General features: G+C 71.1%; 12 protein-coding genes. 9 read left to right on the top strand and 3 right to left on the bottom strand.

The annotated features are described in order from the left end of the window. Positions 1–14: 14 nt before the first annotated feature. A complete protein-coding gene (locus tag ACGH48_RS17510) occupies positions 15–1,301 on the bottom strand; it encodes an LCP family protein (protein ID WP_260232978.1) in 1,287 nt (428 codons plus the stop codon). 294 nt (positions 1,302–1,595) lie between these two features. On the opposite strand from ACGH48_RS17510, the gene infA reads away from it, so the two are divergent. The 8 genes from infA (at position 1,596) to ACGH48_RS17470 (ending at position 9,319) form a co-directional block, all read left to right on the top strand. After that, a complete protein-coding gene (gene infA, locus ACGH48_RS17505; RefSeq protein WP_017885509.1) occupies positions 1,596–1,817 on the top strand; it encodes a translation initiation factor IF-1 in 222 nt (73 codons plus the stop codon). Between the two features lie 70 nt (positions 1,818–1,887). Next, positions 1,888–2,004 carry a 50S ribosomal protein L36 gene (gene rpmJ / locus ACGH48_RS17500; protein ID WP_071276701.1) on the top strand — a complete coding sequence of 39 codons (117 nt, stop codon included), beginning with the start codon at positions 1,888–1,890 and terminating at the stop codon, positions 2,002–2,004. A gap of 186 nt (positions 2,005–2,190) precedes the next feature. Then, complete coding sequence (gene rpsM / locus ACGH48_RS17495) at positions 2,191–2,565, top strand: 30S ribosomal protein S13 (RefSeq protein ID WP_058728274.1); 375 nt, start codon at positions 2,191–2,193, stop codon at positions 2,563–2,565. 9 nt (positions 2,566–2,574) lie between these two features. Next, positions 2,575–2,973: a 30S ribosomal protein S11 gene (gene rpsK / locus ACGH48_RS17490; protein WP_017885507.1), complete on the top strand. Its 399-nt coding sequence runs from the start codon at positions 2,575–2,577 to the stop codon at positions 2,971–2,973. Positions 2,974–3,163: 190 nt separating this feature from the next. Beyond that, on the top strand, positions 3,164–4,159 hold the full coding sequence (locus ACGH48_RS17485) for a DNA-directed RNA polymerase subunit alpha (RefSeq protein WP_071259847.1): 996 nt from the start codon (positions 3,164–3,166) through the stop codon (positions 4,157–4,159). Between the two features lie 63 nt (positions 4,160–4,222). Then, the gene (rplQ, locus tag ACGH48_RS17480) at positions 4,223–4,792 is read left to right on the top strand and encodes a 50S ribosomal protein L17 (protein WP_123311750.1); all 570 of its coding nucleotides are present in this window, start codon (positions 4,223–4,225) and stop codon (positions 4,790–4,792) included. Positions 4,793–4,953: 161 nt separating this feature from the next. Next, on the top strand, positions 4,954–6,072 hold the full coding sequence (locus ACGH48_RS17475; RefSeq protein ID WP_123311752.1) for an aromatic acid exporter family protein: 1,119 nt from the start codon (positions 4,954–4,956) through the stop codon (positions 6,070–6,072). Positions 6,073–6,112: 40 nt separating this feature from the next. Beyond that, complete coding sequence (locus ACGH48_RS17470) at positions 6,113–9,319, top strand: BTAD domain-containing putative transcriptional regulator (protein ID WP_396289539.1); 3,207 nt, start codon at positions 6,113–6,115, stop codon at positions 9,317–9,319. A gap of 9 nt (positions 9,320–9,328) precedes the next feature. Here the strand turns inward: ACGH48_RS17470 and ACGH48_RS17465 are convergent, their stop codons facing one another. Beyond that, complete coding sequence (locus ACGH48_RS17465; RefSeq protein WP_396289538.1) at positions 9,329–10,162, bottom strand: ABC transporter permease; 834 nt, start codon at positions 10,160–10,162, stop codon at positions 9,329–9,331. Beyond that, positions 10,159–11,157: an ATP-binding cassette domain-containing protein gene (locus ACGH48_RS17460; RefSeq protein WP_396289537.1), complete on the bottom strand. Its 999-nt coding sequence runs from the start codon at positions 11,155–11,157 to the stop codon at positions 10,159–10,161. The genes ACGH48_RS17465 and ACGH48_RS17460 overlap by 4 nt, the downstream gene beginning before the upstream one ends. A gap of 90 nt (positions 11,158–11,247) precedes the next feature. On the opposite strand from ACGH48_RS17460, the gene truA reads away from it, so the two are divergent. Next, positions 11,248–12,102 (top strand): tRNA pseudouridine(38-40) synthase TruA, encoded by an 855-nt coding sequence (truA, locus tag ACGH48_RS17455; RefSeq protein ID WP_396289535.1) that lies wholly within the window; start codon positions 11,248–11,250, stop codon positions 12,100–12,102. The last annotated feature ends 7 nt before the right edge of the window (positions 12,103–12,109 follow it).

The following is a 12,109-nucleotide window of genomic DNA, read 5'->3' as shown; positions in this document are numbered from 1 at the left end:
GCCACGTCCGGCGGTCAGTTGCCGACGGAGCAGGTCTGCTCGGAGGCGCTCTGCCCGGTGATCGACGACGGCAGCGGGGTCGACGTCGCGGTCCTGGTGGCGGACGAGCTCGGCGCGGACGACGTACCGGACGCTGCGCCGCCCGACGCGGACGACGAGCTCGCGTCGGACGGCGTCGTGCCGGTCGACGGTGTGCTCGTCGCGGTGCCCCCGGCGGTCGGCGACTCCTCGGACGCGCGCCCGGTGCTCGAGTCGCTCAGCGACGACTTCACGTCGTTCTGCAGCGCCACGTTGAGGGTGTGGGCGGTCTCCTGGTCGACGATCACGCGCGCGCTGTCGTCGGGGTCGTCGGCGACGGGGTACTGCACGAAGAGCATGTTGGCGGTGCTCATGCCGCGCAGTGCCGACGCGAGCCCGACGAGGGTTCGGGTCTGCGCCAGACCGTCCGACAGTGTCATGTTCGACAGGGCCGCGCCGGCGAGCTTGTAGAGGGTGATCGGGTTCGACAGCGTCCCGTCGGACGTGACCTTGCGGAGCAGGGCCGACAGGAACACCTGCTGCGAGCTGATCCGGGCGAGGTCGCTGCCGTCGCCGACGCCGTGACGGGTGCGCAGGAACGCGAGTGCGTCCGACCCCTCGAGGTTGTGCGAGCCGGCGGTCAGGTGCAGGCCGGTGAAGGTGTCGTCGATGGGCTCCGCGACGCAGACGTCGACGCCGCCCAGGGCGTTCGACATCTCGATCACGCCGTCGAAGGTGATGAGTCCGGCGTAGGGGATGCTCAGACCGGTGAGGTTCTCGACGGTGTCGACGACGCATGAGACGCCGCCGTTGCCGAGTGCCGTGTTGAACATGGCGGAGGTCGACGCGGGGTACGTGGTGCCCGTCGCGGGGTTGGTGCACGCGGGGATCGGCACCATCAGGTCGCGGGGGAAGCTGACCGCGGTGAGCTGCTGGTGGTCCTGGGAGATGTGGATGAGCATCGTGACGTCGTTGCGGGCACCCTCGACGTCCTCGTCGGAGTCGAACTGCCCCACGCGGGTGTCGCTGCCGATGAGCAGGATGTTCGCCCCACCCTTGATCGCCGTGATGTCGGCGGTCTTCGCGGTGCTCTGGTCGTCGGTGCTGAGCTGCACGGTCTGCGGTGCGGTCGCCAGCTGGGCGCCGGCGATGGCGGCGACGCTCGTCCCGCTCACCAGCACGACGGCCAACGCCGAGGCCACGACGGTCACGAGCGTGGTCCAGCCGCGGCGGCGGGCCAGCTTGCCGTGTGCGGCGAAGGGGCGTCGGGTGACGTCGGGCACGTGGTCTCCGTTCGGTGGTCCGCGCAGGGTGCGTCGGCGGCGGACGTGGCTGCGGAGCAACGCTACGGTCCTGGCGCAAGCGCGGGCCCGGAGCGCGCCGTCAAACCACTGTGGAACACTCAGGCACGTGACCGGAAGCCCCAGGTGAGGGGGCGTGCCGTGCTTGCACTTGGCAATTGCGGGTTTACCACATAAGATCGATCTTTGGTGTGTCATGCCCTCTCGGGTGTGGCGACCGACCCGCAGACCGGTTCGGGGATCACACCTGTTCCACAACCAAGCGACAGTGAGGCTATGGCCAAGAAAGACGGCGTCATCGAGATCGAAGGCTCGGTGCTCGAAGCTCTGCCCAACGCGATGTTCCGCGTTGAGCTGACGAACGGACACAAGGTCCTCGCGCACATCTCCGGGAAGATGCGCCAGCACTACATCCGCATCCTCCCCGAGGACCGCGTGATCGTGGAGCTGAGCCCGTACGACCTGACCCGCGGCCGGATCGTCTACCGCTACAAGTGATCCGCGAGCTGGAAAGGAACGGCTCGGCAATCCTGCCGCGCACGAAGCCAGCGAGCACGAGGAAAGAACAATGAAGGTCAACCCCAGCGTCAAGCCCATGTGCGAGCACTGCCGAGTGATCCGCCGCAAGGGCCGCGTCATGGTGATCTGCAAGAGCAACCCGCGTCACAAGCAGCGCCAGGGCTAGTCCCGGGCGCGTGACCGGCACCGACGCTGTCCCTCGGACAGCAGGCTGCTCGAGCACGACCCACAACTGAAGATCGACAACGCAGTACCAGAACCCGGCCGCACGACGGCCGGGGGACACCTCGGGTCGGAGGCCCGGGCACCGGTACTGCTCCACACCTCCATCGACAACAGGAGCAGCCATCACATGGCACGTCTAGCAGGCGTCGACATCCCGCGCGAGAAGCGCGTGGAGATCGCACTCACGTACATCTACGGCGTCGGCCGTACCCGCGCGGTCCAGGCACTCGCCGAGACCGGTATCTCCGGTGACATCCGCGTCAAGGACCTGACCGACGACCAGCTCGTCGCCCTCCGTGACTTCATCGAGGGCAACTTCAAGGTGGAGGGTGACCTCCGCCGCGAGGTGGCCGCCGACATCCGCCGCAAGGTCGAGATCGGTAGCTACGAGGGTCTTCGCCACCGTCGTGGTCTCCCGGTGCGCGGTCAGCGCACCAAGACCAACGCGCGTACCCGCAAGGGACCGAAGCGCACCGTGGCAGGCAAGAAGAAGGCTCGATAGGAGACCCCGATGGCTACCCCCAAGACTGCCGCGCGCAAGCCGCGCCGCAAGGAGAAGAAGAACGTCGCAGTGGGCCAGGCCCACATCAAGAGCACGTTCAACAACACGATCGTCAGCATCACCGACCCGTCGGGTGCCGTCCTCAGCTGGGCGTCCTCGGGTGCCGTGGGCTTCAAGGGTTCGCGCAAGTCGACGCCGTTCGCAGCGCAGCTCGCAGCCGAGTCCGCTGCGCGTCAGGCGCAGGAGCACGGCGTCAAGAAGGTCGACGTCTTCGTGAAGGGTCCGGGTTCGGGCCGCGAGACCGCGATCCGTTCGCTCCAGGCCGCTGGCCTCGAGGTCGGCTCGATCAACGACGTCACTCCGCAGGCGCACAACGGTTGCCGCCCGCCGAAGCGTCGTCGCGTCTGACGCGAGGAGCAACCGGCCGCGCCCTGCTCGTCCCCTGACGGGGTCGGGCAGGGCCCGCGGCCATTCCTGGTCGTTCGATCGCGCACATCGGTGCGCGTGATCACAACTCAACAGACCCGTCGGGGCCCACGCGGCCCCGTCGTACCGCCAAGTGTCATATAGCGGACACTTCGCCGAAAGGAATCCCACAGTGCTCATTGCACAGCGCCCCACCCTGACCGAGGAGTCGATCTCCGAGCACCGCTCGCGCTTCGTCATCGAGCCGCTCGAGCCGGGCTTCGGTTACACCCTCGGCAACTCGCTGCGCCGCACGCTCCTCTCCTCGATCCCCGGCGCGGCTGTCACCAGCATCCGCATCGACGGTGTCCTCCACGAATTCAGCACCGTCCCCGGTGTGAAGGAAGACGTCACCGAGATCATCCTCAACATCAAGAGCCTCGTCGTCTCCAGCGAGCACGACGAGCCGATCACCGCGTACCTGCGCAAGCAGGGTGCCGGTCAGGTCACCGCAGCGGACATCTCCGCTCCGGCCGGCGTCGAGATCCACAACCCGGAACTCGTCATCGCGACCCTGAACGACACCGCGCGGTTCGAGCTCGAGCTCACGATCGAGCGTGGCCGTGGCTACGTCTCGGCCACGCAGAACCGTTCCGAGTTCTCCGAGGCCGGTCAGATCCCGATCGACTCGATCTACTCGCCGGTCCTGAAGGTCACCTACCGCGTCGAGGCGACGCGTGCCGGTGAGCGCACGGACTTCGACCGCCTGGTCGTCGACGTCGAGTCGAAGCCGGCGATCACGCCGCGTGACGCCATCGCGTCGGCCGGTCGCACGCTGGTCGAGCTGTTCGGGCTCGCCCGCGAGCTCAACACGGCCGCAGAGGGCATCGAGATCGGCCCCGCGCCGGTCGACGCCGTCCTCTCGAACGAGCTGCAGACGCCGATCGAGGACCTCGACCTGTCGGTCCGCAGCTACAACTGCCTGAAGCGCGAGGGCATCAACACGGTGTCCGAGCTCGTCGCCCTGTCGGAGACGCAGCTCATGAACATCCGCAACTTCGGTCAGAAGTCGGTGGACGAGGTCAAGGACAAGCTCACCGAGCTCGGCCTGTCCCTCAAGGACACCGTCCCCGGATTCGACGGCGCCCACTTCTACAGCGGGTACGACGAGGACGAGTCCAACAACTGATCTCGCGCTCACGCGCAAGCGCGCTGACACCGCGCGCACCACTTTCACCACTGGAGAACTGACATGCCGAAGCCCACCAAGGGCCCCCGCCTCGGTGGCGGTCCCGCTCACGAGCGCCTGCTCCTGAGCAACCTCGCCAACGCCCTCTTCACGCACGGTCGCATCACGACCACCGAGACGAAGGCCAAGCGCCTCCGCCCGGTCGCCGAGCGGCTCATCACGTTCGCGAAGCGCGGCGACCTGCACGCTCGTCGTCGGGTCATCGCAACCCTGCGCGACAAGTCCGTCGTGCACACGCTGTTCACGGAGATCGCCCCGCAGGTCGAGGACCGTCAGGGCGGCTACACCCGCATCACGAAGCTCGGCTTCCGCAAGGGCGACAACGCCCCGCTGGCGTCGATCGAGCTCGTCCTCGAGCCGGTTTCGGGCACGCCCGCGCCGGTGAAGCGCACCGCGGCTCCGGCCGCCGCCGCTCCGGTCGAGGAGCCGGCCGCCGACGAGACCACCGAGGAGGCCCCGGTCGAGGAGACCGAGACCACCGAGGAGTCCGCTCCGGTCGAGTCGGAGACCGAGACCGAGGCTGCTGCCGAGGTCGAGGCCGACGCCGCCGAGAAGAGCGACGACGCCAAGTAGCACCCCCGCGTCACCACGACGAAGCCCCCGCGACCCAGGTCGTGGGGGCTTCGTCGTGTCCGGGAGGGGCCGTCAGCCGCCCCGACGTCCGGAGAACGCAGGACCGTCGCCTTCCCAGTGGGCGCCCCGTAGCGTGTCCGCCCGACAGGGAGAGTCACCACATGGAGTTCCAACACATCGCGGGAGTCGGTCGTCGCGCATGGCGGTGGAGCCGCACGTCCGGCACGCAGCCGCGACTGCTGCACGCAGCCAAGGCCGCCGGCGCCGCGGCACTGGCCTGGGTCATCGCCAGGCACGTGCCCGGGGTCGCGTCCGACTACCCGTACTACGCACCCCTCGGGGCGATCGTCGCGATGCAGACGACGGTCTACGCCGGACTGCGGAACGGCATCCAGACGCTCGTCGGCATCCTGCTGGGCATCGCCGTCGCGGGCTTCACGATGCTCGTGGGGGACCCGGGGATCCTCGCCGTGGCCCTGGCCGTCGGCATCGGGGTGCTCGTCGGCGGATTCCGGGTACTCGGCGAGGGGAGCACCTGGGTCTCGACGGCGGCGTTGTTCGTGCTGCTCGTCGGCGGGGCCAACGCGGAGGGCTACTCGTTCGGGTACCTGGTGCAGATGGGCATCGGCGTGGTCGTCGGCCTGCTCGTGAACTTCCTGGTGTTCCCGCCGCTGCACTTCTGGGACGCGGAGCGCCGGATCGACGAGGTGAACGCCGTGCTGGCCGCGCACCTGGAAGGCCTGGCGGACGTGCTGGAGAGCGGTAAGCGGGACGAGGACGCCTGGAACCGGCAGCAGGACAAGCTCGACCGTGCGATCGCCGACGTGCGCGCGCGGGTGTCCGTCGCCCACGAGAGCCGGAAGATCAACCCGCGTGGGGCGCTCCGCGGGTCCCGCGCGCGGCTGCAGCAGGACGGCGCCAGGTTCCGCGCGTTGGAGCGCGTCGCCTGGTACACGACCGACCTCACCGAGCTCGTGGCGCGGTCCGGTCCGGTCTCCTCGAACCTCGGCCGGCCCGACCCGGCCTTCACGGAGCCGCTGGCCGCCGCGATCCGCCAGCTCGCATGCGTCATCCGCGGGGACTGCCCGGAGGACGAGGGCGACGAGGCGATCGAGCGGCTCGAGCACGCGCTCGACGCCTCGCGCGAGAACCCCTCGCACGTCGCGGTGACGGCGTCGGCGCTGGTGGCACTGCGGGGCATCGTGGAGTCCGAGCGCCGCGCGACGGACAACCTCGACACCCGCACCGGCCCGTCGGCGTTCCACCGTCCGCGCGGCTGACACGGGATCCGGCACGACCCGTGCTCCGTAGACTCGCACCGTGACCGTCCCACCCCGCATCGCCGTCCTCGGACCGGTCACGGTGACGGGTGCGGACGGCGAGCAGACGGCGGTGCCGGGCGCGCTCGCACGGTCGTTCCTGACGGCACTGGTGCTCGCGCGCGGTCACGCCCTGACCACCGAGTCCCTGATCGAGGAACTCTGGCCGGACGCGCAGCCGCGGGGCGCCCGCGCGGCGCTGCAGACGCTCGTGTCCCGTCTGCGCCGGAGCGTGGCGGAGGGCCTCGTGGTGTCGACGAGCACCGGGTACGCGTTGGGCGGCGACCCCGAGGACGTCGACCTCGCCCGCGCCGAGCGTGCCACGGGCGTCGCGGGACCGGCAGCGGTCCGCGCCGCACTCGACCTCTGGCGCGGCGATCCGGGCGCCGACGTCGAGGGGGACCTGGGTGCCGCGCTCACGGACCGTGCCGCAGCGATCCGTCGCACGCTCCGCAGGGCGCTCGGCGGCACGTTGCTCGACGAGGGCCACGCCGACGAGGCCGCCGAACTCTGGGCGGCCGAAGCCGCCGCCGACCCCTACGACGAGGTCGCGGTCGCCGGCTCGATGCGCGCCCTCGCCGCGGCCGGCCGCACGAGCCAGGCCATCGCCGTCTTCGCGGCGCACCGCGACCGACTCGCCGACGAACTCGGCGCCGATCCCTCGGTCGACCTGGTCCGCCTCAACGCCGAGTTGCTGCGCCGGTCCGGCCCCGCGACGGGCAGCGTCCGGCGCATCGGGCTGCGCGCCGCGCCGAACACGTTGGTCGGGAGGCAGGAGGACCTCGTCGCCGTCGCGGAGCTGCTGTCCACCGGGCGGCTGGTCACCATCCTCGGTGCGGGTGGGCTGGGCAAGACCCGCCTCGCACAGGCGGTCGCAGCCGGCCTGCCGTCGACGCAGGGCGTCGTCGTGTTCGAGCTGGCGCCGCTCGCCACGGGCGACGACGTCGTGCCGGCACTCGGTGCACTCCTCGGGATCGCCGAGTTCCGGTCCACCCGGTCGCTCCGGGACGCCGTCGCCGCAGACCTGCGCACCCGGGTGGTGCGAGCACTCGCCGACGGACCCACCGTGCTCGTCCTGGACAACTGCGAACACCTGGTGGCCGAGGTCGCCGCCTTCGCCGCGGACCTGCTCGCGACCGTGCCCACCCTGCGGATCCTGACGACCTCGCGCGCCCCGCTCGCCATCGCCGGTGAGGTCGTGGCTCCCCTGGCACCGCTGCCCGTCGAGGCCGACGGCGCCGCGGTCCGGTTGTTCACCGAGCGGGCGCGGGCCGCACGACCCGGAGCCGTGCTGCCCGTGGACGCCGTTCGCCGGATCTGCACGCGGCTCGACGGCTCGCCACTGGCCATCGAACTCGCGGCGGCTCGGATCCGCGGCATGAGTGCCGACGAGATCGAGCGCCGACTGGACGACCGGTTCGCGCTCCTGCGTGGGGGCGACCGGAGCGCTCCGGAGCGGCACCGGACCCTGCTCGCCGTGATCGAGTGGAGCTGGCGCCTGCTCGACGACGGGGCGCAGGACCTGCTGACGCGTCTGGCACTGTTCCCGGACGGGCTCGCGGTCGACGCGGTCGAGGCCGTCGCCGCTCCGGACCGCCGGGCGGACGCGCTCGACGACCTCGCCGAACTCGTGGAACAGTCGCTCGTGCAGCTCGTCGAGCACGAGGGCGAGCCCGTGCGGTACCGGCTGCTCGAGACCGTGCGTGAGTTCGGGGCCACCCGGCTCAAGGCGCGCGGTGCGACCGAGGCCGTCCGCACGGCGATGATCGGCTGGGGGCGTGACTTCGCCGCCGACCGCAACCTGCTCACGATCACGGGTGCCGCACAGCTCGACCGGTTCCGTGAGGTCGCCCGCGAATCCGACAACCTCGTCACCCTGCTCCGCTGGAGCCTGGCGGCCGACGACACCTCGGCGGTCGCGCACCTGTTCGCGGCCCTCGGCGGCTACTGGTCGCTGCGCGGGGCGCACGGCGAGGTCGTCGCACTCGGCCCCGAGGTCGTCCCCGTCCTGCGCCGGACCGGACCGGTGGCCGAGGACCGTGCCGCGACCGTGCTCGGGCTCGTGGTCACCGGCGGGTCGTCCGCGTTCAGTGACAAGCGGACCGCTGCCCTGGCGGTGTCGACGCTGCGCCGGGTGATGCGCGACGGCACCACCGGGTTCGCCGTGCTCGACGCCCAGGCGGCCCTGCTGCTCACCCTGGGGCGACCGGCCGACGGTCACACCCTGCTCGCCCGCTACCGCGACGACCCGGAGCCGGGTGTCGCCTGCCTGGCGAACATGCTCAGCGCGCCCCTCGCCGAGAACGACGGGGAGTCCGCCGACGCCCTGCGGTACGCGACCCGCGCCGCGACCCTCTCGCGCACGAGTGACGACGCCTGGACCACCGGGTCGATCGCCGTCACGATGACCCAGCTCCTGGCGCAGACCGGCCGGCACGCCGACGCCCTGCGCTCCGCCGAGGTCGCCCGCGAACAGCTCGAACGGTTCGGGGCCGACGACGACCTGTACGAGATCGGCTGGACCGTCGGGCTCTGCGCCGCGAGCACCGGCGACGTCGTCCGTGCCCGGCAGGTCGCCGACGACCTACAGCACCGGCCGGTCGAGGCCCGCGGCGGGTTCGACGAGGACCGGGTGCAGATCGGTGTCCTCGCGATGGCGATCGGCGCGGAGTGCTCGCGCTGGGAGGGAGCCCTCGACGACGCGGCGGCGGAGTACGCCCGCGCGTGGGACTCCGTGCTGCCCCTGCGGAAGCAGACACCTCACTGGACGCTCATGGCGGGCTCGGCGCGGATCGCGGCGCGGGACGAGGCGGCGGTGCGCCGGTCCGACGGAGCCGTCCCGGGCCTCCCGGTCGACGACGTGGCGGTCGCGAGACGCCTGCGCGTCGGTGCGCTCGTGATGCTGCGCGTCCACCCGTGGTGGCTGGACCTGCCCGTGATCGGCACGGCCCTGCTCGGGTTGGCGCTCGCCGCCGCCCGTGACGGACAGCGGGAGCACGCCGCCCGGTGCTGGGGGCTGGCGATCCGACTCGGTTCGCGGCAGGACTTCGGCGTGCTCGCACACGCACGGATGCGGCAGGTGCTGGCCGACACCCTCGGCGCCACGGTGCCGGCGGACGCCGAGACGGCCTCGGCCGGATCGAACCGGGCCGAGGCCGTCTCGCAGGCGCGGCTCCTGCTCGAGGAGCTGCGGTTCCGCGTGCGCTGACGGCGCCCGTCAGGCCTTCCGCATGTACGCGCGGACCGTCAGCGGTGCGAACACCGCCACGACGACGGCTGCGCCGAGCAGGCTGATCCAGAGGTCGACGCCCACCGTGCCGTGGTTCACGAGGTCGCGGACCGCCGTGATCAGGTGCGAGATCGGGTTGACCTCGGAGAACCAGCGCAACCAGTCCGGCAGGGTGTCCGCCGGCACGAACGCGTTCGACAGGAACGTGAGGGGGAACAGCACCATGTTGGAGATGCCGGAGACGCTCGACGCCGTCCGCGCGACGACGCCGAAGTAGGCGAAGATCCAGCTGATCGCCCAGGCGACGACGATGACCAGCAACCCGGCCAGGACGACCGCGCCGAAGCCGCCGGCCGGACGCAGGCCCATGATGATGCCGACCGTGAAGGTGATCGTGGTGGCGATCGCGTACCGGACGGTGTCGGCGAGCAACGCACCCGCGAGCGGGGCGATCCGGGCGATGGGCAGGGACTTGAAGCGGTCGAAGACGCCCTTGTCCATGTCCTCGCGCAGCTGCACGCCCGTCACGATCGACGACGTGATGTTCGTCTGCACGAGGATGCCGGGGATGATGATCGGCAGGTAGCTCGCGACGTCACCGGCGATCGCGCCACCGAAGATGTACGTGAACATCACGGTGAAGATGATCGGCATCAGGGTGACGTCGAACAGCTGCTCCGGGGTGCGCCGGACCTTGATCAGGCCGCGGTACGCCATCGTGAGCGACTGCCGGACGGTGGCGCCGAGACCGGTCGCACCGACGCCCGGGCGTGGGGTGACCCGGGGCGCAGCGGTGCCCGTGGGGGTGGTGATGGTGGTCATGCGATGCTCCCTGCGGGTTCGCGGTCAGTGCTGTCGGTGTCGTCGTCGGTGGTCGCCGGAGCACCCGTGATGGTCAGGAAGACCTCGTCGAGGGTGGGCTTCTGCACGCTCATCTCGGCGAGGGTGATGCCGGCCTCGCGGAACGACACGAGCAGGTCGGTCACACGGTCCGGGTCCGACATCGGTGCGGTGAGACGCGAACCCTCGGGGCTGGCCACCGCGTCGACACCGAGGGTGTTCCGCACGATCGTGCGCGCGGCGTCGAGCCGGAGCACATCGGTCAGGCGGAGCTGCAGCGACGAACTCCCGATCGAGGCCTTCAGCTCGTCGCTCGTGCCCTCGGCGACCACCTTGCCGTGGTCGATCACCGCGATGCGGTCGGCGAGCTGGTCCGCCTCGTCCAGGTACTGCGTCGTCAGCAGCACCGTCGACCCCGTCGCCACCAGCTCGCGGATGGTGTCCCACATCTGCGCACGGGTCCGGGGGTCGAGCCCCGTGGTCGGCTCGTCGAGGAAGATCAGCGGTGGCTGGGCGATGAGGCTCGCGGCCAGGTCCAGCCGGCGACGCATGCCACCGGAGAAGTTCTTGAGCGGGCGCGATGCGGCCTCGGTCAGCCCGAAGCGCTCGAGCAGCTCCACGGCCTTGCGCTTCGCGTCGGCGCGGGACAGCCCGAGCAGGCGCGCGAAGACCACCAGGTTCTCGGTCGCGCTGAGCGTCTCGTCGACACTGGCGTACTGACCGGTCACTCCGATGAGGGTGCGGACCGTCTGCGCCTCACGCCGGACGTCGTGCCCGAAGATCCGGGCCTCGCCGCCTTCGGCCTTGAGCAGGGTCGCGAGCATGGAGATGGTGGTGGTCTTGCCGGCGCCGTTGGGACCCAGCACGCCGTAGACCGTGCCGGCCTCCACGCGGAGGTCGACACCGTCCACTGCGCGGTTCGTCCCGAAGGTCTTCACGAGGCCGGAGGCCTCCACCGCGAGCGGTGTCGTGGTCATCGAAATGTCCTTTCGTCGATGTCGAGGACGATGGTGCCGCGGGGCGCTCACGCGGCACTGACGTGGCGCTGACATGGCTACCGTGGGGACGTGAGCGAAACGGTGCGACTGCGGCTGGACATCGCGTACGACGGGGCGGCGTTCTCCGGGTGGGCCCGGCAGCCCGGCCTGCGGACCGTGCAGGGTGCGCTCGAGGCAGCGCTCGCCACCGTCTTCACCCGGTGGGGCGAGCCGCCACTGCTCACCGTCGCCGGACGCACCGACGCCGGCGTGCACGCCACCGGACAGGTCGCGCACCTCGACCTGTCCGCCGAGCAGTGGGACGCGCTCAGCGCCAAGCGCGGCTCGGGGCGCTCGCCGCTCGACGGACTCGTCAAACGCGTGAACGGCATCGCGGCACCCGAGGGAGACGTCGTCGTCTCCCGGGCCTCGCTCGCGCCGGACGGGTTCGACGCCCGGTTCTCGCCGCTCTGGCGACGGTACGAGTACCGGATCGCGGACGCCGACGCCCCGCGCGATCCACGTCGGCGCGGGCACACGGTCTGGCACGGGGCGAGCCTCGACCCGGCAGCGATGGAGCGCGGTGCGCTGCGGCTGCTCGGGCTGCACGACTTCGCGACGTTCTGCAAGCCGCGCGAGGGCGCGACGACCATCCGGACGTTGCAGGAGTTCCGTTGGGACCGGGAGCCGGACGGCGTGCTGGTGGCGCGCCTCCAGGCCGATGCGTTCTGTCACTCGATGGTGCGCGCGATGGTGGGGGCGACCATCGCCGTCGGCGAGGGGCGGTTCGGGCCGGAACGGCTCGAGGAGCTCCGCGTCGCCGAGACGCGGACGAGCGCGTTCAAGACCGCGCCGGCGAAGGGGCTGACCCTGACCGAGGTCGGGTACCCGGCGGACGGGGAGCTCGCCGGGCGGGCGGAGCAGACGCGGGCGCGGCGCGAGTGAGCACCCG

It is taken from the genome of Curtobacterium pomorum (genome assembly GCF_044497295.1).
Lineage (GTDB): Bacteria > Actinomycetota > Actinomycetes > Actinomycetales > Microbacteriaceae > Curtobacterium.
The sequence above is the reverse complement of the archived record's forward strand: the minus strand, read 5'-3'. Positions and strand labels throughout refer to the sequence as shown.